This window comes from Streptomyces sp. NPDC002138, assembly GCF_040296485.1.
Lineage (GTDB): Bacteria > Actinomycetota > Actinomycetes > Streptomycetales > Streptomycetaceae > Streptomyces.
In genome coordinates this window covers 98,557-122,070 of record NZ_JBEOXE010000014.1, presented here as the reverse complement: position 1 = coordinate 122,070, position 23,514 = coordinate 98,557, and the positions used below count along the sequence as shown (strand labels likewise).

Annotated in this window: 24 protein-coding genes; 12 read left to right on the top strand and 12 right to left on the bottom strand. The window is 72.9% G+C overall.

Translation table 11 applies throughout. The annotated features are described in order from the left end of the window. Positions 1–5: 5 nt before the first annotated feature. Complete coding sequence (locus tag ABT084_RS12405) at positions 6–2,102, top strand: MDR family MFS transporter (RefSeq protein ID WP_351041548.1); 2,097 nt, start codon at positions 6–8, stop codon at positions 2,100–2,102. 85 nt (positions 2,103–2,187) lie between these two features. Here the strand turns inward: ABT084_RS12405 and ABT084_RS12400 are convergent, their stop codons facing one another. Further along, positions 2,188–2,343 (bottom strand): hypothetical protein, encoded by a 156-nt coding sequence (locus ABT084_RS12400; protein WP_351041546.1) that lies wholly within the window; start codon positions 2,341–2,343, stop codon positions 2,188–2,190. Continuing rightward, complete coding sequence (locus tag ABT084_RS12395) at positions 2,340–2,960, bottom strand: helix-turn-helix domain-containing protein (RefSeq protein ID WP_351041543.1); 621 nt, start codon at positions 2,958–2,960, stop codon at positions 2,340–2,342. Before ABT084_RS12395 ends, ABT084_RS12400 begins: the two co-directional genes overlap by 4 nt. Before the next feature lie 152 nt (positions 2,961–3,112). Here ABT084_RS12395 and ABT084_RS12390 point away from each other — a divergent pair, with 152 nt between their 5' ends. Both ABT084_RS12390 and ABT084_RS12385 read left to right on the top strand, forming a co-directional pair. Then, positions 3,113–4,180 carry an NAD(P)/FAD-dependent oxidoreductase gene (locus ABT084_RS12390; RefSeq protein WP_502968912.1) on the top strand — a complete coding sequence of 356 codons (1,068 nt, stop codon included), beginning with the start codon at positions 3,113–3,115 and terminating at the stop codon, positions 4,178–4,180. Between the two features lie 101 nt (positions 4,181–4,281). Then, on the top strand, positions 4,282–5,742 hold the full coding sequence (locus ABT084_RS12385; protein WP_351041541.1) for an NAD(P)/FAD-dependent oxidoreductase: 1,461 nt from the start codon (positions 4,282–4,284) through the stop codon (positions 5,740–5,742). Here the strand turns inward: ABT084_RS12385 and ABT084_RS12380 are convergent. Beyond that, on the bottom strand, positions 5,729–6,799 hold the full coding sequence (locus tag ABT084_RS12380) for an ATP-dependent DNA ligase (protein ID WP_351041538.1): 1,071 nt from the start codon (positions 6,797–6,799) through the stop codon (positions 5,729–5,731). The genes ABT084_RS12385 and ABT084_RS12380 overlap by 14 nt on opposite strands. 97 nt (positions 6,800–6,896) lie before the next feature. Between ABT084_RS12380 and ligD the strand changes: the two genes are divergently transcribed. After that, the gene (gene ligD, locus ABT084_RS12375) at positions 6,897–7,916 is read left to right on the top strand and encodes a non-homologous end-joining DNA ligase (RefSeq protein ID WP_351041536.1); all 1,020 of its coding nucleotides are present in this window, start codon (positions 6,897–6,899) and stop codon (positions 7,914–7,916) included. Positions 7,917–7,964: 48 nt separating this feature from the next. Here the strand turns inward: ligD and ABT084_RS12370 are convergent, their stop codons facing one another. Further along, complete coding sequence (locus ABT084_RS12370) at positions 7,965–8,186, bottom strand: hypothetical protein (protein WP_351041533.1); 222 nt, start codon at positions 8,184–8,186, stop codon at positions 7,965–7,967. After that, entirely contained in the window at positions 8,183–8,752 is a 570-nt protein-coding gene (locus tag ABT084_RS12365) for an ArsR/SmtB family transcription factor (RefSeq protein WP_351041531.1), read from the bottom strand. The genes ABT084_RS12370 and ABT084_RS12365 overlap by 4 nt, the downstream gene beginning before the upstream one ends. 57 nt (positions 8,753–8,809) lie before the next feature. Here ABT084_RS12365 and ABT084_RS12360 point away from each other — a divergent pair, with 57 nt between their 5' ends. Together ABT084_RS12360 and ABT084_RS12355 are read left to right on the top strand one after the other, a co-directional pair. Then, entirely contained in the window at positions 8,810–9,715 is a 906-nt protein-coding gene (locus tag ABT084_RS12360) for a S41 family peptidase (RefSeq protein WP_351041528.1), read from the top strand. A 285-nt stretch (positions 9,716–10,000) separates the two neighbouring features. Next, on the top strand, positions 10,001–10,258 hold the full coding sequence (locus tag ABT084_RS12355; protein ID WP_502968906.1) for a WhiB family transcriptional regulator: 258 nt from the start codon (positions 10,001–10,003) through the stop codon (positions 10,256–10,258). A gap of 126 nt (positions 10,259–10,384) precedes the next feature. Here ABT084_RS12355 and ABT084_RS12350 read toward each other — a convergent pair whose 3' ends face one another. From ABT084_RS12350 to ssgD, 5 genes are all read right to left on the bottom strand, one after another. After that, the gene (locus ABT084_RS12350) at positions 10,385–11,356 is read right to left on the bottom strand and encodes an acyl-ACP desaturase (protein ID WP_351041525.1); all 972 of its coding nucleotides are present in this window, start codon (positions 11,354–11,356) and stop codon (positions 10,385–10,387) included. A 155-nt stretch (positions 11,357–11,511) separates the two neighbouring features. Next, positions 11,512–11,757: a hypothetical protein gene (locus ABT084_RS12345; RefSeq protein ID WP_351041522.1), complete on the bottom strand. Its 246-nt coding sequence runs from the start codon at positions 11,755–11,757 to the stop codon at positions 11,512–11,514. A 75-nt stretch (positions 11,758–11,832) separates the two neighbouring features. Continuing rightward, positions 11,833–12,684, bottom strand: coding sequence for a helix-turn-helix domain-containing protein (locus ABT084_RS12340; RefSeq protein ID WP_351041519.1), 852 nt, complete (start codon positions 12,682–12,684; stop codon positions 11,833–11,835). Positions 12,685–12,866: 182 nt separating this feature from the next. After that, positions 12,867–14,513: an ABC-F family ATP-binding cassette domain-containing protein gene (locus tag ABT084_RS12335; RefSeq protein WP_351041517.1), complete on the bottom strand. Its 1,647-nt coding sequence runs from the start codon at positions 14,511–14,513 to the stop codon at positions 12,867–12,869. 232 nt (positions 14,514–14,745) lie between these two features. Beyond that, positions 14,746–15,162, bottom strand: a complete 417-nt coding sequence (gene ssgD, locus ABT084_RS12330) for a spore wall synthesis regulator SsgD (protein WP_351041514.1) — start codon at positions 15,160–15,162, stop codon at positions 14,746–14,748. Between the two features lie 385 nt (positions 15,163–15,547). On the opposite strand from ssgD, the gene ABT084_RS12325 reads away from it, so the two are divergent. Continuing rightward, complete coding sequence (locus tag ABT084_RS12325) at positions 15,548–16,675, top strand: oxidoreductase (protein ID WP_502968911.1); 1,128 nt, start codon at positions 15,548–15,550, stop codon at positions 16,673–16,675. A 168-nt stretch (positions 16,676–16,843) separates the two neighbouring features. Here the strand turns inward: ABT084_RS12325 and ABT084_RS12320 are convergent, their stop codons facing one another. After that, complete coding sequence (locus tag ABT084_RS12320) at positions 16,844–17,143, bottom strand: YciI family protein (RefSeq protein WP_351041508.1); 300 nt, start codon at positions 17,141–17,143, stop codon at positions 16,844–16,846. A 26-nt stretch (positions 17,144–17,169) separates the two neighbouring features. Here ABT084_RS12320 and ABT084_RS12315 point away from each other — a divergent pair, with 26 nt between their 5' ends. Next, the gene (locus tag ABT084_RS12315; RefSeq protein ID WP_351041505.1) at positions 17,170–17,847 is read left to right on the top strand and encodes an endonuclease V; all 678 of its coding nucleotides are present in this window, start codon (positions 17,170–17,172) and stop codon (positions 17,845–17,847) included. A gap of 65 nt (positions 17,848–17,912) precedes the next feature. Here ABT084_RS12315 and ABT084_RS12310 read toward each other — a convergent pair whose 3' ends face one another. Continuing rightward, positions 17,913–19,148 carry a saccharopine dehydrogenase family protein gene (locus ABT084_RS12310; protein WP_351041502.1) on the bottom strand — a complete coding sequence of 412 codons (1,236 nt, stop codon included), beginning with the start codon at positions 19,146–19,148 and terminating at the stop codon, positions 17,913–17,915. Between the two features lie 235 nt (positions 19,149–19,383). Between ABT084_RS12310 and ABT084_RS12305 the strand changes: the two genes are divergently transcribed. From ABT084_RS12305 to ABT084_RS12290, 4 genes are all read left to right on the top strand, one after another. After that, positions 19,384–19,776 carry an MmcQ/YjbR family DNA-binding protein gene (locus ABT084_RS12305; RefSeq protein ID WP_351041500.1) on the top strand — a complete coding sequence of 131 codons (393 nt, stop codon included), beginning with the start codon at positions 19,384–19,386 and terminating at the stop codon, positions 19,774–19,776. A 151-nt stretch (positions 19,777–19,927) separates the two neighbouring features. Next, positions 19,928–21,055, top strand: coding sequence for a CaiB/BaiF CoA transferase family protein (locus ABT084_RS12300; RefSeq protein ID WP_351041497.1), 1,128 nt, complete (start codon positions 19,928–19,930; stop codon positions 21,053–21,055). 6 nt (positions 21,056–21,061) lie between these two features. After that, positions 21,062–22,204 (top strand): acyl-CoA dehydrogenase family protein, encoded by a 1,143-nt coding sequence (locus ABT084_RS12295; RefSeq protein ID WP_351041495.1) that lies wholly within the window; start codon positions 21,062–21,064, stop codon positions 22,202–22,204. 51 nt (positions 22,205–22,255) lie between these two features. Beyond that, entirely contained in the window at positions 22,256–23,470 is a 1,215-nt protein-coding gene (locus ABT084_RS12290; protein ID WP_351041492.1) for an acetyl-CoA C-acetyltransferase, read from the top strand. Positions 23,471–23,514 lie beyond the last annotated feature (44 nt).

The following is a 23,514-nucleotide window of genomic DNA, read 5'->3' as shown; positions in this document are numbered from 1 at the left end:
GCCGCATGCGGCCGGGCCCCGGCGCTGTGAGAGTGCGAGATGTGACCACAGCCCCCGCGATAGCCGCCGCGCCGCCCGTGCTCGACCGGCGGCGGCGGAACGTCATCTTCGGCACGATCATGCTGGGCGTGCTGCTGGCCGCACTCGATCAGACGATCGTGGGAACCGCCCTGCCCACGATCGTGGCGGACCTCGGCGGCGGGGACCACATGTCCTGGGTGGTCACCTCGTACCTGCTCGCGGAGACCATCGCCACGGTCCTGGTGGGCAAGTTCGGTGACCTCTTCGGCCGGAAGGTCGTCTTCCAGATCTCCGCGGTCGTCTTCATCACCGGCTCGTTCCTCTGCGGACTCGCGGGCAACATGCTCCTCCTCATCGTGTGGCGAGGGGTGCAGGGCATCGGCGCGGGCGGCCTGATGGTCACCGCCATGGCGCTGATCGCGGATGTGGTGCCCCTGCGCGAACGCGGCAAGTATCAGGGCGCGATCGGCGCCGTGTTCGGCGTCGCGACCGTCATCGGACCGCTGCTGGGCGGCCTGTTCACCGACCACCTGAGCTGGCGCTGGGCCTTCTACGTCAATGTGCCGATCGCGATCCTGGTCGTGGTGGCGGCCGCCCGTACGATCCCCTCGGTACGGGCGGCCGGGCATCCCGTCATCGACTACCTCGGCATCGCCCTCGTCGCCATCGGCTCCAGCGCCCTGATCCTGGGCACGAGTTGGGGCGGCAACGAGTACGCCTGGGGCTCGCCCGTCATCATCGGTCTCTTCGTGGGCGGGGTGGTCGCTCTCGGGCTGTTCTGCGTGGCCGAGACCCGGGCGGCCGAACCGATGCTGCCCATGCGGCTGTTCCTGAACCCGGTCTTCACGGTGTGCTCGGTGCTGAGCTTCGTCGTCGGCTTCGCCATGCTCGGCGCGATGACCTTCCTGCCGACCTACCTCCAGTACGTGGACGGGGATTCGGCCACGGTCTCGGGCGTACGGACCCTGCCGCTGGTCTTCGGTCTGCTGATCGCCTCCATCTTCAGCGGCAACGTCACCAGCAAGACCGGGCGGTACCGGATCTTCCCCATCGTGGGCTCCCTGGTCATGGGCGTCGGCCTCTACCTGCTGTCCCGCATGGGGCCGGGGACCGGCGTCGCGCTCGAATCGCTGTACATGTTCGTGCTCGGCGTCGGGATCGGCCTGTCCATGCAGGTTCTGACGATCGCCGTGCAGAACACCGTGGACTACGCCGACCTCGGCACGGCCACCTCCGGCGTCACCTTCTTCCGGACCCTGGGCAGCGCCTTCGGGACGGCGGTGTTCGGCACCATCTACGCCAACAGCCTGAAGCCCGCCCTGACATCGGCGGTGGCCGAGGCGGCCCGGGCCACCGGGGGCGACGCGACCCGGATCGCCACCGAAGCGCAGAGCCCGCAAGGGGTGCACGGCCTGGACCCGGCGGCGGCCGGCCCGGTGATCGCCGCGTACACGGACGCGCTGCGGACGGTGTTCCTGTGGACCGTGCCGGTCGCGGCGTTCGGCTTCGTCGTCGCGCTCTTCCTCAAGCAGGTCCGGCTGCGCGACAGCGCCCGGGCCGGCTCGACGGACATGGGTGACGGATTCGCCTCCCCGGCCACCGCCTCGGGGGATTCGGCCAAACTGCTGGAGCTGGCGGTGGGCAAGATCATTCGGACCATGGGGCCGGAGCAGGCGCGGGGCATCGTCAACGCCTCCGACACCCGGCTCGACATGGCGGGCGCGTGGGCGGTGATGCAGGTGGACCTGCTGACCCGCACGGTCGGCTACGCCAGCCTGGGCCTGGTCGCGGCCCGCCGCGCGCTGCCCCCGGAGGTGCTGCTGCCGGTCTTCGACCGGATGGAGGAAGAGGGTTACCTCACGCGCGAGGGCACCTTCTTCTCGCTGACCCCGGCCGGGACGCGGGAGGCCGGGGTCATCTCCGGTGCCTGGGCCGACTGGCTCGGGGACCAGCTGGAGCGCGACCGCGGCCGGCCGCGCAGCGCCGAACTGCGGGTGGCCGCCGACGCGATCGCGAAGCGGCTGCTGGCGGAGGACCTGGGCGAGGGCGACTTCGCGCCGCGGGTGGGGGTGCGGGCCTGAGGGGCGAGGGCCGGGGGGGGCGGGTCTGACAGGTGCGGGTCCGACGCGTGCGGGTCCGACGCGTGTGGGCCTGACCGGCGGGTGCCTACTCCGGCGGGGCCAGCGGGTAGTCGTACGACGGGGGCGCACTCGGCGGCGGGAGTTGCGGGACCGGTGGGACCGGTGGGAGCGCGGCGAGGTCCGGGCGCCAGGTGTGCAGGACGGCCGCCGTCGGTTCGTACAGGGTGGCCGGGGTGGTCATGAGGCGTCCTTCTCTCGCGCGGCGGGCCGGGCCCGGACGTGGATCCGTTCGCCCTGGGGCCCGAAGAGGCTCAGGTACTCCGTCGGCTGCGCGATCGCGTTGAAGAAGGCGTGCGGGGTGCGGGTGTCGAACTCCGCGGCATCCCCGGCGCTCAGGACGAGGTCGTGGTCGCCGAGCACCAGCCGGAGCTTTCCGGACAGGACGTACAGCCATTCGTAGCCCTCGTGCACTCCCAGCTGGGGGAGGCTCACCTGTTCGGTGGCGGGCGGGAGGATCTGTTTGAAGGCGTGTACCCCGCCGAGGTTCCGGGTCAGCGGGATGTACGTCGTCCCGTGCCGGACGAAGGGGCGCGGGCGGATCCGCGGATCCCCGGTGTCCGGGGCGCCGACCAGCTCGTCGAGCGCGACGCGGTGGGCCTTCGCGAGCGGGAGCAGCAGCTCCAGGGTGGGGCGGCGCCGTCCGGATTCCAGCCGGGAGAGCGTGGAGAGCGAGATTCCGGTGGCTTCGCTGAGCTGGGCGAGCGTGGTCCCGCGCTCCTGGCGCAGTGCGCGCAGGCGGGGGCCCACGGTCGTGAGCACCCGGGTGACATCCTCGTCGTCGTCCTCGGCGGCAGCCATGATCCCATTTGCCGGTTCGGCAAGACCATTTGTCAACATGAAGGCGCAGGGTGGAAAGGGCGGCCCGCGTCGGCGTGGCCGCGACGAGGATGGGTGTGGTGGGCGTGGTGGGTGTGGTGGGTGTGGTGAGTGCTGTGGGTGCGGTGGATGTCGTGGGTGGGGTCGGCGGGGCGGATTCCGGGGCGGGACGGGACGCGCGGCCGGTGGAGGTCGTCGTCGTGGGCGGCGGGGCCGCGGGGCTCAGCGCGGCGGTGACCCTGGCGCGGGCCCGGCGCTCGGTCCTGGTGATCGACGCGGGCAGCCCGCGCAACGCTCCGGCCGCCCAGGTGCACGGCTACCTCGGCCATGACGGCGTGGACCCGGCCACTCTGCTGGCCCGGGGACGCGCGGAGGCGATCGGTTACGGCGTCCGGATCGTTCCCGGTGCGGCGATCGCCGCCGATCCGCTGCCCGGGGGCGGCTTCCTGGTGCGCCGGGACGACGGTTCCACCGTCCGCGCAGCCCGGCTGCTGGTCGCCACCGGGCTGCGGGACGAGCTGCCCGGCGTACCGGGGCTGGCCGCCCGCTGGGGCCGCGACGTACTGCACTGCCCGCACTGCCACGGCTGGGAGGTGCGGGACCTGCCGCTCGCGGTGCTGGCCACCGGACCGCGCGCGTTGCACCAGGCACACCTGTGGCGGCAGTGGAGCGCCCACGTCACCCTGCTCGCGCACACCTGGCGGGTGCCGGACGGGGAGCGCGCCGCGCTGGCCGCGCGGGGCATCGGGGTGGCCGAGGGCGAGGTCCGCGGGCTGACGCTGACCGAGGACGACCGGCTCGCGGGCGTGACCCTGGCGGGCGGGGGCGTCGTCGCGTGCTCCGCGCTGGTGGTGGCCCCGCGGTTCACGGCCCGTTCGGGGGTGCTGAGCGGTCTGGGCCTCACGGCGGTCCGTCAGGTACACGAGGGACACGACCTCGGCACCCGGGTCGAGGCCGGGCCGGGCGGGGCCACTGCGCTCGCGGGGGTGTGGGTGGCGGGCAATGTGACCTCGCCGACGGACAACGTGATCGCCGCGGCCGCGCAGGGGGTGCGCGCGGCGATCGAGATCAACGCGGATCTGCTCGAGGCGGAGATCCGGGCGGCGGTGGCGGAAGCGGCGACAGCGGCAGGGGCCGGCGGCGTGGCGGGAGCGGTGGGGGCGGCGGGACCGGCGGAAGCGGCGGGGGTGGATGACGCGTGAGGCCCGGCCCTCGCTCACCTGTGCGGGTTTCGCTCCGGGTCCGCCCGCGCAGGCTCTGGGCGGTCTGATCGTCGTACCGTTCATCGGCTCAGGGGGACGCAATGGCACATGTGCTGGTCATCGGGGGCGGCGTCGGAGGGCTGGCCACCGCGTTGCTGGCGGCGCGGCACGGGCACACGGCCGAGCTGTTCGAACGCGACACCCGGGCCCCGGGAACCGCCCTGGACCGGGACTTCTTCGGCTGGCGGCGGCTCTCCGTACCGCAGGCGACGCAGCCCCACGTCCTGCTCGGGGCGGCCCGCAACCTGCTGCGCGACGCACTGCCGGACGTGCACCGGGAGATGCTCCGCCTCGGCGCGCGGGAGCGCCACGAGCTGGACTGGTTCGAGGAACGCCCGGCCGCACGGCCCGGGGACGAGGACCTCGTGATGCTCCAGGCCCGCCGCATCGTGCTGGAGAGCGCCCTGGCCACGGCCCTGCGCGCCGAGCCGGGGGTGGTCGCGCGGTACGGCGAGCCGGTGACCGGACTGCTGACGGAACGGGCGGGCGGGGTGGTGGCGGCGGGGACGGCGGCCTCCGGTGCGCCGGGCGGGCCGGCGGCCACGGCGCAGGACGCACCGGGCATCCGGGTCACAGGTGTGGAGACGGCGGCGGGGGAGTACGAGGGCGACCTCGTCGTGGACGCGGGGGGCCGGCGCGGGGGAGCCGAGCGGTGGCTCGCGGAGGCGGGTTGCCGCCCGGCCGTCGTGGAGCGCCACCGCACCGGGCTCGCCTACTTCTGCCGCTGGTACCGGCTGCCGGAGGGGCTCGACGACGGGCCGCGCCGCCCGTGGACGGTGACCGGCGGCGCCTTCGCCGGGTGCGCCGTCTTCCCCGCCGACAACCGGGTGTTCGCGGTGACGCTGTTCGTGCACACGCAGGACGCGACCCGCTCCGCGCTGCGTGACCCGGCCGTTTTCGAGGCCGCCGCCCGTGCCTTCCCGCCCGGCGCGGCCTGGCTGGAGCTGGGCGCGGAACCGCTGTCCGAGGTCATGGCCACGGCCGGGCTGGACAACCGGTGGAGTGCGCTGGTCGACGAGCGGGGGCCGGTGGTCAGCGGGTTCGTACCGATCGGGGACGCGATCACCCACACCAACCCGACCCTGGGGCAGGGCACCTCGCTCGCCCTGTGGGCCGCGCTGCGGGTGGCCCGTACGGCGCACCAGGACCCCGGGTCGGTCCGGTTCGCGGCCGAGCACCACGCGTGGGCGGTGCGCACCCTCAAGCCGTGGTTCGACTTCCAGGTGGTGGCCGACGCGGCGATCGGGGAGCGGTTCGCGACCCGGGCCGGCCGCACGGGCACGGCGCGCGAGATGGCCGCCCTCTTCGACTGCGCCCTGGACGACCCGGAGGTCATGCGGGCCCGGGCGCGGGTCCGTCACCTGGCCGACACGCCGGAGCGGGCCTACGCCGACCCGGAGATCCGGGCCCGGGTCGCGCGCTGGCTGGCGGACCGGCCGCAGTACACGCCGAACGTGGCGGGTCCGGACCGCCTGGAGTGGGAGAAGCTCACGTCGTCGTGAGGCCGAGCACCTCGGCCAGGTCGTAGCCGACGACCTCCTCCAGCTGGGCGTACGTACAGCTCTCCGGCACCCGGTCGGGCCGCCAGCGGCGGAACTGGGCGGTGTGCCGGAAGCGGTCGCCCTCCATGTGGTCGTAGGCCACTTCCACCACCCGCTCGGGGCGCAGCGGTACCCAGGAGAGGTCCTTCTTGCCGCTCCAGCGGCTCTGCGCGCCGGGCAGCCGGGCGCTCTCGTGGGCGGACTCCTCGGTCCAGGCCGCCCAGGGGTGGCCCTCGGGGCTCGCCATGCGCAGCGGTTCGAGCTCCTCGACGAGTTCGGCGCGGCGCTTCATGGGGAAGGCGGCGCAGACGCCCACGTGCTGGAGCGCGCCGTGCTCGTCGTGGAGGCCGAGGAGAAGCGATCCGACAATCGGACCGCTCTTGTGGAAACGGAAACCCGCGACGACGGCGTCGGCCGTACGCTCGTGCTTGATCTTGAACATGAGGCGGGCATCGGGCCGGTAGGGCAGATCGAGCGGTTTGGCGATCACCCCGTCGAGCCCGGCGCCCTCGAACCGGTCGAACCACTCCCGCGCGAGCGCGGGGTCGGTGGTCGCGGGCGCGAGATGGACGGGGGGACGGGCCGTGGACAGGACCTCGGTGAGCGTGGTGCGCCGGTCGGCGAGCGGGGTGTCGAGGAACGCCTCGTCGCCGAGCGCGAGCAGATCGAAGGCGATGAAGCTGGCCGGGGTCTTCTCGGCCAGGAGGGTGACGCGGGACTGCGCGGGGTGGATGCGCTCGGTGAGCCGGTCGAAGTCCAGCCGCCCGCCCTGAACGATCACGATCTCCCCGTCCACCACGCAGCGCGGGGGCAGGTTCTCCTGGAGCGCCGTCACCAGCTCGGGGAAGTAGCGGGTCAGGGACTTGCCGGTGCGGCTGCCGATCTCGATCTCGTCCCCGTCCCGGTGGACGATGGCGCGGAAGCCGTCCCACTTCGCCTCGTACTGCATGCCCGCGGGAATCCGGGCCACGGACTTCGCGAGCATCGGCTTCACGGGGGGCATCACCGGCAGATCCATGTCTCCTCCACGTCTCCTCCTTGTCACCGATTCTGCGGTGGTACGTCCGCACTCGCCCGGTATGCGAGGTGGGCCGGGCCCGCCTACCGTGGCGCACATGGGTGCTGCGGGCAATGCGATCGAGCTGGACGCGGGCGGGCGGGCCGTACGGCTGTCGAGCCCGGACAAGATCTACTTTCCCGAGCGCGGCCTGACCAAGCTGGACGTCGCGCGGTACTACCTGGCCGTGGCGCCGGGCATCACGCGCGCCCTGCGCGACCGCCCGACCACCCTGGAGCGCTTCCCGGACGGGGTGGACGGCGAGTCCTTCTTCCAGAAGCGCGCGCCGAAGAACCTGCCCGACTGGATCCCGACCGCCCACATCGCCTTCCCCAGTGGGCGCACGGCCGATGAGATCTGCCCGACCGAGCCGGCCGCGGTGCTGTGGGCCGCGAACCTGGGCTGCCTGACCTTCCATCCGTGGCCGGTGCGCCGCGGGGACACCGACCGCCCCGACGAACTGCGCATCGACCTCGACCCCCAGCCCGGGACCGACTACCACCACGCGGTGGCGGCGGCCCATGAGTTGCGCGCGCTGCTGGAGGAGCTGGGCCTGCGCGGCTGGCCCAAGACCTCGGGCGGCCGGGGCCTGCACGTCTTCGTCCCGATCGAGCCGCGCTGGACGTTCACGGAGGTCCGGCGGTGCGCGATCGCCCTGGGCCGGGAACTGGAGCGCCGGATGCCGGGCAAGGTCACCACGGCCTGGTGGAAGGAGGAGCGTGGCGAGCGGATCTTCGTTGACTACAACCAGACCGCGCGCGACCGCACCATCGCCTCGGCCTACTCCGTCCGCCCCCGCCCCCACGCCCCGGTCTCCGCACCGCTGCGCTGGGACGAGGTCGACGCGGCCGAGCCCCGCGACTTCGACATCGTGACGATGCCGAAGCGCTTCGCCGAACTCGGCGACCTCCACGCGGACATGGACGACCACGCCTTCAGCCTGGACGCCGTCCTGGCCCTGGCGGAGCGCGACGAACACGAGCACGGCATGGGCGACATGCCGTACCCCCCGGACTACCCGAAGATGCCGGGCGAACCGAAGCGCGTCCAACCGAGCCGCGCCAAACACGAGGACTGACCCGGGCCCCGGCCCGTGGCCCCGAAGTGCGCGAGGGCGAAGCCGCGTTCAGTCCTGGCCTGGGAATGGCGGGCGGGCCCGGAGGGTGAGGTCGCTGCTGGTCGCGACGGCCAGGGTGAGACCGGTGTCCGGAGGGGCCGCGAAACCGATGCCGAGCGGGCCGCCGATCGGGGTTCCGCGGTCCGGGACCGGCCGCCAGGGCGGCGGCGCCGGCATGACGGGGGCGGCGAGGCAGCGCTCGCGCACCCGCCGCTGGTGCTCCGTGATCACCCTGTCTCCTCGGGTGGGTGCCGCTCGGCGGAACCGGTGGCGCGGGTCGGCGGAGCCTGCTGGTAGAGCGCCACCAACACGCCGTGGACGGGCTGGTCCTCCCCGTCTTCCTCGGCCCCGTCGACCAGGTGGGTGAGGACCTCGCCGAGTTCTCTCGCCTTCGCGGGGCCGAGACGCAGGTGGCGCAATGTCAGGTGGGGCTCGGCGGCGGAGCGGTCCAGCTCCTGGGCGACCGCGGCGAGCATCGCGGCGGTGCCCGCCGCCCGGGGTTCGGCGACGAGCATGTGGCGGGCCGTGCGCTGGTAGTACTGCTCGGTGCCGCCGCGGACCCGGCGGGTCTCGGCGATGTGGACCAGCCCGGCTTCGCGGAGCACTTTGAGGTGGTGGGCGAGGTTGCCCTTCTTCGCGTCGAGCTGCTCCGCGAGCCGGCTGACGGTGGCGGGCCGCTGGCTCAGGGCGAAGAGCAACCGCTGACGCAACGGGTGGGCGAGCGCCGCGAACTGCTCCGGCGCGCTGATCTCCAGGACGTCCTCAGGAGGGGGCGGGTAGGAAGGCTGATCGCTCATACCGAAAGTGTCTAAATTCCTTGACGCTTTCGCAAGGGCGGTGCTCTACTCCCTGCCATGACGACTCTGACGAAGCTCCTGCCTGCCCCCGTCATCGACGAGACGGTCCGACTGCTGACCGGGAACTACGTGTTCCCCGAGATGGCCCAGCAGCTCGCCGGCCTGCTGCGACGACGCCTCGCCGAGGGGGCTTACGACGTCGACGACGCCGAGGAGCTCTCCCGACGGGTCACCGCGGACCTGCAGTCCGTCAACGGCGACCGGCACCTGAGACTGAAGCACCACGCCGACCCGGTCTCCCCGGAGCGGGGGGCGGCCACCCGGGACGCCATGCGCCGGGACTTCGACACCTCGCTGGGCGGGGTGCCCCGGGTGGAATTGCTCGACGGAGGGGTCGCCGTGGTGGAGCTGGCGCCGATGCTGTTTCCGCTGGAGTGGACCGCCGAACCGCTGAGCGCCGCGCTCACCCTGGCCTCCCGCGCCCAGGCGCTGATCGTGGACCTGCGCGCCAACCGGGGCGGCGACCCGGACACGGTCGCCTTCGTCTGCAGCTACCTGCTCGACGAGCGCACCCACCTCAACACCATGCACTGGCGCGGCGGCGAGCGCAGCGAGCAGTCCTGGAGCCTGCCGCACGTTCCCGGCGCGCGCTTCGGCGGCACCAAGCCGCTGTACGTGCTGTCCAGTGGCACCACCTTCTCTGCCGCCGAGGAGCTGGCGTACGACCTCCAGCAGCTCGGCCGCGCCGTGGTCGTGGGCGAGCGCACGCGTGGCGGCGCACATCCGTGCCAGGGCTGGACGGTGCACCCGCACCTGGAAGCCACCGTCCCCGTCGGCCGCGCCGTCAACCCCGTCTCCGGCGCGAACTGGGAGGGCGTCGGCGTACAGCCGGACGTCCCGTGCACCGCCGCCGACTCCCTGGACCGCGCCCACGCGCTGGCCCTCGCCCGCCTGGCATCCTGACCCGGGGCCCGGGGCCCGGGGCCCGGGGCCCGCGGCTCGGACCTCGCGCCCGTGGCAGCCGGGCGTCATGTCAGCCGAGGTGCGAGAACGCGCGGGACGTCACTGCGCCACGCGATCCCGTTCCACTACGTCTCCGACCGCGCACGCCCATCCGCCGGTTGCACGCGCGCCGCGGGGACTTCTCGGCCGTCGCGGCGCACTCCCTCCGGTGTGCTCGCGACCCCATCACGACGTTGTTGATCGGTCGTTGATCGGACGTACATCGCGCGCGGTGAGTATCTGCGCATGTCGATGAACACGAGCGAACGCACGGCAACGGCGACGACGGACGCCTCTTGGTACGAACTCGCCCTCTGCGCGCAGACGGGCCCCGGCTTCTTCTTCCCGGAGCCCGGTTCGTCCCTGCGCGACGCGAAACGGCTGTGCGGGGCGTGCGAGGGGCGGGTGGCCTGCCTGGAGTACGCCCTGGCCAACGACGAGCGCTTCGGCGTCTGGGGCGGCCTGTCGGAGGGCGAGCGCCACGCACTGCGCCCGCGCGGCTGACAGCCGGGTCGCGGCTGACAGTCGGGTCACGGCCGAAAGCCCCGGCAGAGCGGTGCTCTGTCGGGGCTCGTCGTCACTCGCGGAAGGGGTGCGGACCGGGCCCACCGCGGGTCACGGGTGGTCGGATCAGGCCTTGCGCGCCGCGATGCGGGCCGCGCGGGCGGCGAGCCGCTCGTCGAACTTGCGGGCCTCGGAGTCCAGGCCGTCCATGTACATGCCCAGCTCGTCCTGGGCCTTCTGGCCCTCGGGGCCGAGGCCGTCGATCTCCATCACCTTGAGGAAGCGCAGCACCGGGCTCAGCACGTCGTCGTGGTGGATGCGCATGTTGTAGATGCCGCCGATGGCCATCTGCGCGGCGGCCCGCTCGAAGCCCGGCATGCCGTGTCCCGGCATCCGGAAGCCGACGACCACGTCGCGCACGGACTGCATCGTCAGGTCCGGGGCCAGCTCGAAGGCGGCGCCGAGCAGGTTGCGGTAGAAGATCATGTGCAGGTTCTCGTCGGCCGCGATGCGGGCGAGCATCCGGTCGCACACCGGGTCACCGGACTGGTGGCCCGTGTTGCGGTGCGAGATGCGCGTGGCCAGCTCCTGGAAGGCGACGTACGCCACCGAGTGGAGCATCGAGTGCCGGTTGTCGGACTCGAAGCCCTCCGACATGTGCATCATCCGGAACTCTTCGAGCTTGTCCGGGTCCACGGCGCGGGACGCGAGGAGGTAGTCGCGCATCACGATGCCGTGGCGGCCCTCCTCCGCGGTCCAGCGGTGCACCCAGGTGCCCCAGGCGCCGTTGCGGCCGAAGAGCGAGGCGATCTCGTGGTGGTAGCTCGGGAGGTTGTCCTCGGTGAGGAGGTTGACCACCAGAGCCGTCCGACCGATGTCGGTGACCTTGGACTGGCCGACATGCCACTCCTCGCCGTCCTCGAAGAAGCCCGGGAAGTTGCGGCCGTCGCTCCACGGAACGTACTCGTGGGGCATCCAGTCCTTCGTCACCTTCAGGTGGCGGTTCAGCTCTTTCTCCACCACCTCTTCCAGCGCGAACAGCAGCTTGGCGTCGGTCCACGCCTCCGAGCTGCCGAGGTGGGGAGAGGTGATCGTCACGGGTGCTCCTGGGGACAAAGCGAATACCTACGGTTCCGTAGCCTACGAACCCGTAGGTTAAGCGCGGCGTCAAGAGGAACCAAGCCCCACCCCTCGCGGTGGCTGGTTACGTCCGGTTATGTATGCAGTTCGAGGCCGCGCCGCGGCGCCCAAAGTCACACCAGAAGGTGATCCGCCGCACCTCCCTTGACCGCCGAAATCAGGGCGCGGAGCGCCTCGGCCGTGTCCGAGACGTATGCGGCGGAGCCGGTCGTGCCGATGTAGACCCTGCCGTCGGCGTCCCGGCCGAAGCGGAAGCAGTTCGCGCCCTCGCTGCAGAAGGCCTCGTCCCAGTCGATGGCGCGGTGGGAGCGGGCTGTGGGCGCGGCGGGGGCGGCGGCCCCGGTCGTCGTCGTGCTCATGTCTTCCTTCTCGTCTCTCGTCGCTCTGCGGCTGAGGTCGTCGCCATGTCTCTTCGGTCCTCTTCGGTGCGCGCCTCACAGGTCCCGCGCGATCGCGCGGACGAAGTCGCGCGAGGCGGCCGCCGGCAGCGACAGGGCCCGCAGCCGGTCCAGCAGCCCCCGGTAGCGCAGCAGCTCTGTGTGCGCGTCGAGGAGCGTCGAGCCGTGCGAGCTGTCCAGCTGCACGGTGTCCAGCCGGCTCATCGCGGCGGCCGCGTACGTGAACGACTGACCGGCGCCGGGAAAGCCCCCCGCGCTGAAGGGGATCACCCGGACCGTCGTGAGGTCGCGCTCCGACTCGGCCAGGATGTGCTCCAGTTGAGCCCGGGCCACCCTCGGCCCGCCGAACCGCATGCGCAGCGCCGCCTCGTGCACCACCGCCTCGTACGACGGCGGCCGCTCCCGCTCGAAGACGCGACGGCGGTCCATGCGCAGCGCCAGGCGGGCCTGGAGGTCGGGCTCCGGCAGCGGCGGGTCGGCGGTGTCGAAGACCGCCCGCGCGTGCTCCTCGGTCTGCAGCAGACCGGGTATGTGCGTGGTCACCGCCGTGTGCAACGCGGCGCAGTGGTGCTCCAGTTCGCAGATGTCGAGCAGGCCCGGCGGCAGCAGCCCGCGGTGCCGCTCCCACCACCCCTTGTCGCGTTCCCGGGCCATCGCCGCGAGCAGGTCCACGAACGCGGCGTCGGGGCAGCCGTAGTGGTGGGCCAGGGTGCGCAGCCGCTCCTCGCTGATGCCGATCCGGCCGGACTCGATGTTCGGGATCCGGGTGCGGTCGACCCCCAGCAGCGCGGCGGCCCGCTGCACCGTCATGCCCGACTGCTCGCGCAGCCTGCGCAGCTCCGCGCCCAGGCGCTGCTGCCGGGCCGTCGGCGTACTCCTCGGTGGCACGGGCGGTTCCCCTCTCCTGCGGTCCGGGCAGGGCGGATGACCATTACGCTACGGTTCGTAGCGCAAGTGTCACACGGAGCGACCCCTGGGGCCCGTATGACGCCGGTGATCCGCGCCTGACGCCGGTGATCCGCGCCGGGCGGCGCGGACCCGAGCCGGGGGCGGCGCGGACCCGAGCCCGCTCAGTCCTGCCACATCGACTCCCGCACCTCCTCCGCCGTGGTCGGGCGCAGCTCGTCGTCGAGCAGCAGCCACCGCGTGATCCCGATCGATTCCAGGAACGGCACGTCGTGGCCGGCCACGATGAGCGCCCCCTCGTACGAATCCAGCGCGTCCGTCAGCTGCCGCACGCTCGCCAGGTCCAGATTGTTCGTCGGCTCGTCCAGCATCAGCAGCTGCGGAGCCGGTTCCGCCAGCAGCAGCGCCGCGAGCGCCGCCCGGAACCGCTCGCCGCCGGACAGGGTGCCCGCCGTCCGGTCCGCCCGGGCGCCCCGGAAGAGGAAGTGGGCGAGCCGCGCCCGGATCCGGTTGTTCGTGGCCTCCGGGGCGAAGCGCGCCACGTTCTCCACGACCGACCGCTCGTCGTCGAGCACGTCGAGCCGCTGCGGCAGGAAGCGCGCCGGTACGTGCGCCAGCACCTCGCCGGACACCGGCGGGATCAGCCCCGCCACCGTGCGCAGCAGGGTGGTCTTGCCCGCGCCGTTGCGCCCGACCAGGGCGATCCGCTCCGGTCCGCGGATCTCCCACTCGCCCGGAACCGCCACCGCACCCGTGTGTGCCAGGCGCAGTCCGCGCAGGGTCAGCACGGTGCGCCCGGCCGGGACGAGGGTGGCGGGCAGCTCGATCCGGATCTCGTCGTCGTCGCGCACCGCCTCCACCGCCTGGTCGAGCCGCTCCCGCGCCTGCGCGAGCTTCTCGGTGTGCAGGATGCGGTGCTTGCCCGCCGACACCTCGGCCTGCCGCTTCCGCTGGCCCATCACGATCTTCGGCTCGCGCTTGGTGTCGTTCATCTTCTGTCCGTACCGCTTGCGGCGGGCCAGTTTGACGTGCGCGTCGGACAGTTCGCGCTTCTGGCGCTGTACGTCGGCCTCCGCGACCCGGACCAGGCGCTCGGCGGCCTCCTGCTCGGTGGCCAGGGCGTCCTCGTACGCGCTGAAGTTCCCGCCGTACCAGCGGACTTCGCCCTCGCGCAGCTCGGCGATCTGGTCCACCCGGTCGAGCAGCTCGCGGTCGTGGCTGACCAGGACCAGGACGCCGGTCCAGGATTCGACGGCTGCGTACAGCCTGCGCCGGGCCCGCAGGTCGAGGTTGTTGGTGGGTTCGTCGAGCAGCAGGACGTCCGGCCGGGCGATCAGGAGCGCGGCCAGCCTCAGCAGGACCGACTCGCCGCCGGACAGCTCGCCGACCGTGCGGTCGAGGCCGATCCGGCCCAGCCCCAGCTGATCGAGGGTGGCGAGGGCGCGCTCTTCCACATCCCAGTCGTCGCCGACCGCCGCGAAGTTGGCCTCGGTGGCCTCGCCCGCCTCGATGGCGTGCAGGGCGGAGCGGGCAGCGTCGATCCCGAGGGCCTCGTCCACGCGCAGCGAGGTGTCGAGGGTGATGCCCTGGGGGAGGTGGCCGACCGTACCCGCCACGGCGATCTGGCCGTCGGCGGCGAGGAGTTCACCCGCGATCAGTTTCAACAGGGTGGACTTGCCCGCGCCGTTGAGGCCGATCAGTCCGGTACGGCCGGGGCCGATGGCGAGCTGGAGCCCGTCGAAGACGGGGGTTCCGTCCGGCCAGTCGAAGGACAGGGAGGAACAGGTGACGAACGTAGGGGCATGGCTCATGGAGGCCTCCAGGTTGCGTGAATGGTGCGATGCAACGCGGGGAGACGGCCGACGGGAGCACTCCGGACGATGGGCGGAGGGCTTGGGGGGTCGGTGTCTCGGACCTCAGATGAGCAACGTCCTGCTCCGTTTCGGCGGCAATGGGGCGTCTACGAAGCTACGCAGGGCCGCGGCGGCCCGCAAACGGTTTTCGCACGGCAGCTGTTGCGCGGCGGTCGTCGAGCGGCAGCCGTCAACAGGAGTCGCGCATCAGCTCGGCCAGGCTGTGGTCCACGTCCAGGTACAGGTGCTCCAGCCCCGGCGGGACCACGGTCGCGGCCCGCTCCAGGAAGCTGCGCAGCTCCGAGCTGGCCATCAGGACGATCGCGACGCCCTCCGGAGCGTGGAACTCCACCACGGTCCGGCCCGATCCGTACGGCCGCACCCGCACGTCGCCGTGGCCGCAGGGGCGGTCCAGGCCCGCCTCCAGCAGCTCGCGGGCGAAGGTCCACGACACCTCGACGCCCTCCAGCGTCGCCGGTGCGGGGAAGGCCATGCGGACGGCGAAGGGATCCGAGCGGTCGTAGTGGAAGGTGACGGGGACGGTCTCGACCTTCGGCGCTGTGGCGACCAGACGGGCCTGCACGGCCTGCTCGATGATGGTGATCAAGGCTCGCTCCCTTGCGGCGGATCGGTGGCCGGACTGTGGCTGGGGCCCGGCATCCGGATAGACGCGGGAAAACGCGAATCCGTGCATGGGGGGAGGGAGTGAGCTGTGTCACCGAATGGCCGGAAGTGTGTTGTGTGATCGCACGGTCAGGCCGTGGTGGCCATGGGGCGCAAGGGGAGTGGGGCGCTGGGGCGGTCCGCCCGGCGCTTCGAGGAAGGCTGAATCGCACTCGTCCCACAGGCCTAAGGGATCACCCGGGTCGCCGAACGGACACCCTGCGTGGTCGCGCCGCCGGTGCGCGGCGCGGTGGCGGGCGGCCCGGGTGGCGGTGACGCGCCCTGGACGGCCGGTGCGGGGTGCGTTAGCTTCCGGCGCCATGAGACTTCTGGCGGTTGGCATGTGCGCGGCAGCTCTGGTCGGGGTGCTGGCCGCCCCCGCCCGGGCGGAAGCCGGCGGCTCGTCCGGGCTCGCTGCGGCGGGCGGGCTCGATACCAGGTCCGAATCCGGGTCCGGTACCGGGTCCGGATCCGGACTCGGCTGGGCCCTCAAGGGCACCGGTACGGACGCCCGCTTCCGCGGGCTGGCGGCGGTCAGCCGCTCCACGGCCTGGCTGTCCGGATCCCAGGGCAAGGTGCTGCGCACGGTGGACGGTGGCCGCACCTGGGGAGACGTCTCGCCGCCCGGGGCCGCCGGCCTGGAGCTGCGCGACATCGAGGCCTTCGACGCGCGGCGCGCCGTGGCCCTGTCCATCGGCGAGGGCGAGGACTCCCGGGTCTGGCGGACCGAGGACGGCGGGGCCCATTGGACCGAGGCCTTCCGCAACCCCGATCCCCGGGCCTTCTACGACTGCCTGACCTTCTTCGATCCCGCGCACGGGCTCGCCGTGAGCGACCCGGTGGACGGGAAGTTCCGGATCCTGTCCACGGCGGACGGTGGCCGCAGCTGGCGGGTGTTGCCGAACGCCGGGATGCCGGACGCGCTGCCCGGGGAGGCCGGGTTCGCCGCGAGCGGGCAGTGCCTGGTCAGTGCGGGGGCGTCCGACGTCTGGCTGGCCACCGGGGGCGGTGCGAGCGCGCGGGTGCTGCATTCGGCGGACCGGGGCGTGACCTGGAGCGCGGCCGACTCCACCCTCCCCGCGGGGGACCCCGCGAAGGGGGTCTTCGGGCTGGCCTTCCGCGACCGCGGGCACGGTCTGGCGGTCGGCGGCGACTACCGGACCGGCGAGGCCTCCCCGAAGGCCGGCGCGGTCTCCGCCGACGCGGGCCGCAGCTGGCGCCCCGCCGGTGCGCCGCCGCCCGCCTACCGCTCCGGGGTGGCCTGGATCCCGTACACCGGCGCGGCGGCCCTGGCGGTCGGACCGACCGGCACGGACGTCACCCTCGACGCGGGCCGCACCTGGCGCCCGCTGGGCACGGGCTCCTTCGACACGGTCGACTGCACCCCGGACCTGTCCTGCTGGGCGGCGGGCGAGAAGGGCCGCGCGGCCCGCCTGGAGCCGGGCGGGCGGGAGTAGGTACTCCCGCCCACGAGTGACCCGCGCCCGGGCCGGCGCGGCGACGCACTCCCACCGGTCGCCGGCCCGCGGGGTACGTCCGCTGCCCGCCCGGCCGGGTCAGGTCTGCCGGGATCCCGTCCCCGCGCACCGCGCCTCGCCCCGCCGGGGCGTCCCGGCCAACACCCCCTATACCAGCGGCGATTCGCGGACCGTGGAGAGGTCCGTGGAGGTTTTGGTCGCGATGAACTCCGTGATGCGGTAGGCGCAGACGCCCGCCACCGCGAAGGGGTCCTCGGCGGCGATCTTCTCGATCTCGGCGCGGGAGACCCCGGCCGCCAGGATCACGCCGCCCTCGCGCGGCACCTTGCGGCCCGACGCGAGGAAGACGCCCGAGGCGTAGTAGCCGTCCAGCCAGGTGAGGTGCGCGTCCATCTCGTCCTCGACGGCTTCGATGGGCGCGGTGTAGGTCAGCTCCATTACGAACATGATCGTCAGGCTACTCTCGCACCATCATGACGAGTGTGAAGACCCCCGCCGATGAGGCCGAGGCCCGGGCGATCCAGGACGCGTTGCGGCACCAGGTCGTGCTCACCGAGACCGGACCGCCGGTCGGGCAGGGCCGGGTGACCGGTGTCGACGTGGCGTACGACGACGAGCGCGACCTGGTCGCCGCCGCGGCCGTCGTCCTCGACGCGCGCACCCTGGAGGTCGTCGAGGAGGCGACCGCCGTGGGGCACGTGAGCTTCCCGTACGTGCCGGGCCTGCTCGCCTTCCGTGAACTGCCCACCGTGCTGGCCGCCCTGGACGCGCTCACCGAGGCGCCCGGGCTCGTCGTCTGCGACGGCTACGGGCTCGCGCACCCGCGCGGCTTCGGGCTCGCCTGCCACCTCGGGGTGGTCACCGGGCTGGCCACCATCGGCGTCGCGAAGAATCCGTTCACCTTCACGTACGAGGAGCCCGGCACCCGGCGGGGGGACGCCTCCCCCCTCCTCGCCCCCGACGGCGCCGAGGTCGGCCGCGCGCTGCGCACCCAGGACGGGACCAAGCCGGTGTACGTGTCCGTGGGCCACCGGGTCTCCCTCGACAACGCCGCCGCGCACACCCTGGCCCTGAGCCCGCGCTTCCGGATCCCCGAGAGCACCCGCCGCGCGGACGCCCTCTGCCGCCTGGCCCTGCGGGAGGCAGGCTGAGGGAGCGGCCGCGAGCCCCCCGGGCCTCACGCCGCGCCCCGGGCCTCACGCCGCGCCCCCGGGCCTCACACCGCGCGCTCGTCCACCACCCGGAAGCGGATGCCCGCCTTCTGGAGCCGCTCCAGCAGCGCGTCCCCCATCGCCACCGCCGTGGTCACCTGCCCCGAGGTCGCCGGGAGCGGGTCGTACGCCAGGCAGAGCGCCGACTCCCCGAGCATCTTCGCCGTCTCGCCGTATCCGGGGTCGCCGCCGGAGACCTCGGTGAACACCCGGCGCCCGCCGCCCTCGCCCACGAACCGGACCGTGAACCAGCTGCGCGCCCTGCGCTCCGCGTCCGGCCCGGTGCCCGGCTCCCACAGGCCGCCGAGCCAGGTGCGCACCGCCGGGATCTGGGCCAGCGCGACCGTCGCGCCGACCGCGCCCGCCCCGGCCAGCGCGACCGGCAGGTGCCGCACGGACGCGTAGTGGCGGTAGCGGAAGTCCGGACCGTACCGCTCCAGCGCGGCCGCCGAGCGGGCCACGACGCCGGGATCCAGGGTGGGCAGCGGCAGCGCCCAGGTCCCGGTCTCCCGGCTGTAGCGGGGCGCCCCGACCGGCCCCCGCGCCCGGCGGCCCGCCGGCCGGGGCTCGTGCAGCTTGCGTGCCCGCGCGGCGGCCAGGGTCTGCGGCCCGCGCCCGAAGGCACCGAGTGCCGAGGCCAGGGTGCCGCCCGAGAAGGTGGCGTGCGAGCGGAGGAACCCGTCGACGGTCAGCGGGACGCCCTCGGGCAGCCGCTGGACGGTGAAGTACGCGCCGAGGTCCGCCGGGATCGAGTCGAACCCGCAGGCGTGCACGATCCGCGCGCCGCTCTCCCGGGCGCGCGCGTCGTGCTCGACGTACATCCGGTCCACGAACTCCGGTTCCCCGGTGAGGTCGAGGTAGTCGGTGCCGGCCGCGGCGCAGGCGGCGACCAGTTCCGCGCCGTACCGGACGTACGGGCCCACGGTCGTGGCCAGCACCCGGGTGGCCGCGGCGAGTTCCCGCACCTGCCGCGGGTCGGCGGCGTCCGCGGTCAGCAGCGGCAGCTCCGCGCAGCCGGGGTGGACGGCGGCGAGTCGCTCGCGGAGCCGTTCGAGTTTGGCGCGGTCCCGGCCCGCGAGCGCCCACCGGCATCCGGCGGGCGCGTGCGCGGCGAGGTACTCGGCGGTCAGTGCCCCGACGAACCCGGTCGCCCCGAAGAGCACCACGTCGTAGGCGCGTTCAGGTCCTTCCGGCGCGTTCCGGTCGCCGTCCCGGCTGTTTCGGCTGTTTCGGCTGTTCATCCTGGCTCCTTTTCAAGTCGCGGAAGTGGTACCGCAAGTCCGCCGAGTACACGTCCTCCGCATTCCGGCGCCGGGGACCTGACCGTGCGCAACATGGTCAAGAACCACCGCGTGGCCCGCGCCATCTCGGACGCGGCCTGGCGTGAGATGCGCATGATGCTGGAGTCGCTGAGGCTAGCGTGAGGATCGACTGTCCGTGCGAGCAGGTGTGACCTGTGGTGAGTGGGAGGCGTCGATGAAGGCTGCGGTGCGCAAGTGGGAGGCGGTGCGGGAGTTCGCCCTCGGGCTGCCGGAGGCGGTCGAGGAGCAGCCGTGGGATCCGGCCAGCTCCGTGGTGAAGATCAACAAGAAGATCTTCGTCTTCCTGGGCAGCGCCGACGGCCCCGAGCCGCCCGGCCTGTCGGTCAAGCTCACGGACGAGGACCTGCACGGCCACGCGATGACCGCGCCGGGCGCCGAACCCACCGGGTACGGGCTGGGCCGCTCGGGCTGGGTCACCGTACCGCTGGGGGAGAAGGGGTCGCCGAGCGCCGAGGTGCTGTGCGAGTGGGTGGAGGAGAGCTACCGGACCGTGGCCCTCAAGCGGCATGTGAAGGCGCTCGACGAGCGCTCCGGGACCGAGGGGTAGGACGAGGAGTGGAAAGTCGCTAAGCGCTTGCTCGGTCGACCGCCCCAGGGGGTTGTGTTCCTCCGGGCCCCTTCCTAGCATCACTGGTGTTACATCAGTTGTGTCACACAGGGGTACCACGGATGCTGGGGGCTCGATGGCAGTGACCTCGATGGCAGGGACAGGGAACGGCCCGCTCGCCGGAGTGCGCGTCGTCGAGCTGGCGGGCATCGGCCCGGGGCCGTTCGCCGCCATGCTCCTCGCCGACCTCGGCGCGGACGTCGTCCGCGTTGACCGGCCCGGCGGGGGCGGCCTGGCCGTCAACCCCGCCTTCGACATCACCAACCGCAACAAACGCTCCGTCCTGCTGGACCTCAAGTCCGCCGAGGGCCCGGCCCGCGTCCTGGACCTGGTCGAGCGGGCCGACGTACTCATCGAGGGGTTCCGCCCCGGGGTCGCCGAGCGGCTCGGCGTCGGTCCGGCCGACTGCCACGTCCGCAACCCCCGGCTGGTCTACGGCCGGATGACCGGCTGGGGCCAGGAGGGTCCCCTCGCGCACAGCGCCGGACACGACATCGCCTACATCGCGGTCACCGGCGCCCTCGGCATGATCGGCAAGCCGGACGAGCCCCCGGCGGTCCCCGCCAACCTGGTCGGGGACTACGCGGGCGGCTCCCTCTACCTCGTGATCGGGGTCCTCGCCGCCCTCCAGCACGCGCGCGCCACCGGGACGGGCCAAGTCGTCGACGCGGCGATCGTCGACGGCACCGCGCACCTCACCTCGATGATCCACGGCATGATGGCGGCCGGCGGCTGGCAGGACCGGCGCGGGGCCAATCTGCTCGACGGCGGCTGCCCCTTCTACGGCACCTACGAGACCGCCGACGGCGGGTACATGGCGGTCGGAGCGCTGGAGCAGCAGTTCTACGACACCTTCACCGACCTGCTCGGCATCAAGGACGAGGCCCCCGCCCGCAAGGACCTGGCCCGCTGGGGCGAGCTGCGGGAGGCCGTCGCCGCCCGCTTCAAGACCCGCACCCGCCAGGAGTGGACGGAGGTCTTCGACGGTACGGACGCCTGCGTGGCCCCCGTGCTGTCGCTGCGCGAGGCCCCGGCCCACCCGCACCTCGCCGCCCGCGGCACCTTCACCGACTTCGGCGGGATCACCCAGCCCGCCCCCGCGCCCCGCTTCTCCGCCACCCCGGCCGCCGTGCGCGGCGGCCCCGCCCTGCCGGGCGCGCACACCGAATCCGTGGCCCGCGACTGGGACGTCCCGGCCCTGTACGAGCAGGAGGACTGAGACCCCGTGAAGCGCCGGATCTTCGAACCCGAGCACGAGACGTTCCGCGAGAGCGTGCGCACCTTCCTCGCCAAGGAGGTGCTGCCCCACTACGAGCAGTGGGAGAAGGACGGCATCGTCAGCCGCGAGGCGTGGCGGGCCGCGGGGCGCCAGGGGCTGCTCGGGCTCGCCGTACCGGAGGAGTACGGCGGCGGCGGGAACCCGGACTTCCGCTACGCCGCGGTCATCGCCGAGGAGTTCACCCGGGCGGGCGCCGCCGGGCTGGCCATCGGCCTGCACAACGACATCATCGGGCCGTACCTGACCTCGCTGACCACCGACGAGCAGAAGCGGCGCTGGCTGCCCGGCTTCTGCTCGGGCGAGACCATCACGGCCATCGCGATGACCGAACCGGGCGCCGGATCGGACCTCCAGGGCATCCGGACCAGCGCGGAGGACCGCGGCGACCACTGGGTGCTGAACGGTTCCAAGACCTTCATCTCCAACGGGATCCTGGCCGACCTCGTGATCGTCGTCGCGAAGACCACCCCCGAGGGCGGCGCGCACGGCCTGTCCCTGCTGGTGGTGGAGCGCGGCGCCGAGGGCTTCGAGCGCGGCCGCAACCTCGACAAGATCGGCCAGAAGGCCCAGGACACCGCCGAGCTGTTCTTCCACGACGTACGCGTCCCCAAGGAGAACCTGCTCGGCGAGCTGAACGGCGCCTTCGTCCACCTGATGACCAACCTCGCCCAGGAGCGGATGGGCATCGCGATGGCGGGCATCGCCGCCGCCGAACACCTGCTGGAGATCACCACCGCGTACGTCAAGGAGCGCGAGGCCTTCGGGCGTCCGCTCGCCAAGCTCCAGCACATCCGCTTCGAGATCGCGGAGATGGCCACCGAGTGCGCCGTCACCCGCACCTTCCTCGACCGGTGCATCGTCGACCACGCCAACGGGGAGCTGGACGCCGTCCACGCCTCGATGGCCAAGTGGTGGGCGACCGAGCTGCAGAAGCGGGTCGCCGACCGCTGCCTGCAACTGCACGGCGGATACGGATACATGAACGAATACCGGGTCGCGCGGGCGTTCGTCGACGGCCGCATCCAGACCATCTACGGCGGCACGACCGAGATCATGAAGGAGATCATCGGCCGTTCCCTGCTCGGCTGACCGGCACTTCCCCTCCCCGCCCGATCATCGAACCCTCGAAAGGCTTGACCAGTGAGCACCGAAGCGTACGTGTACGACGCGATCCGCACCCCGCGCGGCCGCGGCAAGGCCAACGGGGCCCTGCACGGGACCAAGCCGATCGACCTCGTCGTCGGCCTCATCCACGCCCTGCGCGAGCGCAACCCCGGCCTGGACCCGGCGACCATCGACGACATCGTGCTCGGCGTCGTGGGCCCGGTCGGCGACCAGGGCTCCGACATCGCCCGGATCGCGGCGATCGCCGCCGGACTGCCGGACACTGTGGCCGGCGTACAGGAGAACCGCTTCTGCGCCTCCGGACTGGAAGCGGTCAACATGGCCGCCGCCAAGGTCCGTTCCGGCTGGGAGGACCTGGTCCTCGCGGGCGGCGTCGAGTCCATGTCCCGCGTCCCGATGGCCTCGGACGGCGGCGCCTGGTTCAACGACCCGATGACGAACTGGGACGTCAACTTCGTCCCGCAGGGCATCGGCGCCGACCTGATCGCCACCATCGAGGGATTCTCCCGGCGCGATGTCGACGAGTACGCGGCCCTGTCCCAGGAGCGCGCCGCCGCGGCCATCAAGGACGGCCGCTTCGCGCAGTCCGTGGTCCCGGTCACCGACCGCAACGGCCTGGTCGTCCTGGACCACGACGAGTTCGTCCGCCCCGGCACCACCGCCGACACCCTGGCCCGGCTGAAGCCGTCCTTCGCGGACATCGGCGACCTCGGCGGCTTCGACGCCGTCGCGCTGCAGAAGTACCACTGGGTCGAGAAGATCGACCACGTCCACCACGCGGGGAACTCCTCCGGCATCGTCGACGGCGCCTCGCTCGTCGCGATCGGCTCCCGCGAGGCGGGGGAGCGGAACGGGCTGACGCCGCGCGCCCGGATCGTCTCGGCCGCCGTCTCCGGCTCCGAGCCCACCATCATGCTCACCGGCCCCGCCCCGGCCACCCGCAAGGCCCTCGCCAAGGCCGGACTGACCATCGACGACATCGACCTCATCGAGATCAACGAGGCCTTCGCGGGCGTCGTCCTGCGCTTCGTCAAGGACATGGGGGTCTCCCTCGACAAGGTCAACGTCAACGGCGGCGCCATCGCGCTCGGCCACCCCCTCGGCGCCACCGGAGCGATGATCCTCGGCACCGTCATCGACGAGCTGGAGCGCCAGGACAAGCGCTACGGGCTCGTCACCCTCTGCGTCGGCGGCGGCATGGGCGTCGCCACCGTCGTCGAGCGCCTCTGACCGTCCCCGTCCCCGGCAACCCCCCTTTCTCACACGGAAGTAGC

Excerpts from the sequence above, each read along its gene's own strand:
- ABT084_RS12355 (WP_502968906.1), top strand. The coding sequence starts at position 10,001 with ATGTCGATGAACACGAGCGAACGCACGGCAACGGCGACGACGGACGCC.
- ABT084_RS12400 (WP_351041546.1), bottom strand. The coding sequence starts at position 2,343 with ATGACCACCCCGGCCACCCTGTACGAACCGACGGCGGCCGTCCTGCAC.
- ABT084_RS12320 (WP_351041508.1), bottom strand. The coding sequence starts at position 17,143 with ATGTTCGTAATGGAGCTGACCTACACCGCGCCCATCGAAGCCGTCGAG.
- ABT084_RS12365 (WP_351041531.1), bottom strand. The coding sequence starts at position 8,752 with ATGAGCGATCAGCCTTCCTACCCGCCCCCTCCTGAGGACGTCCTGGAG.
- ABT084_RS12405 (WP_351041548.1), top strand. The coding sequence starts at position 6 with ATGCGGCCGGGCCCCGGCGCTGTGAGAGTGCGAGATGTGACCACAGCC.
- ABT084_RS12385 (WP_351041541.1), top strand. The coding sequence starts at position 4,282 with ATGGCACATGTGCTGGTCATCGGGGGCGGCGTCGGAGGGCTGGCCACC.
- ABT084_RS12395 (WP_351041543.1), bottom strand. The coding sequence starts at position 2,960 with ATGGCTGCCGCCGAGGACGACGACGAGGATGTCACCCGGGTGCTCACG.
- ABT084_RS12335 (WP_351041517.1), bottom strand. The coding sequence starts at position 14,513 with ATGAGCCATGCCCCTACGTTCGTCACCTGTTCCTCCCTGTCCTTCGAC.
- ABT084_RS12345 (WP_351041522.1), bottom strand. The coding sequence starts at position 11,757 with ATGAGCACGACGACGACCGGGGCCGCCGCCCCCGCCGCGCCCACAGCC.
- ABT084_RS12360 (WP_351041528.1), top strand. The coding sequence starts at position 8,810 with ATGACGACTCTGACGAAGCTCCTGCCTGCCCCCGTCATCGACGAGACG.
- ABT084_RS12315 (WP_351041505.1), top strand. The coding sequence starts at position 17,170 with ATGACGAGTGTGAAGACCCCCGCCGATGAGGCCGAGGCCCGGGCGATC.
- ligD (WP_351041536.1), top strand. The coding sequence starts at position 6,897 with ATGGGTGCTGCGGGCAATGCGATCGAGCTGGACGCGGGCGGGCGGGCC.
- ABT084_RS12380 (WP_351041538.1), bottom strand. The coding sequence starts at position 6,799 with ATGGATCTGCCGGTGATGCCCCCCGTGAAGCCGATGCTCGCGAAGTCC.
- ABT084_RS12310 (WP_351041502.1), bottom strand. The coding sequence starts at position 19,148 with ATGAACAGCCGAAACAGCCGAAACAGCCGGGACGGCGACCGGAACGCG.
- ABT084_RS12300 (WP_351041497.1), top strand. The coding sequence starts at position 19,928 with ATGGCAGGGACAGGGAACGGCCCGCTCGCCGGAGTGCGCGTCGTCGAG.
- ABT084_RS12305 (WP_351041500.1), top strand. The coding sequence starts at position 19,384 with ATGAAGGCTGCGGTGCGCAAGTGGGAGGCGGTGCGGGAGTTCGCCCTC.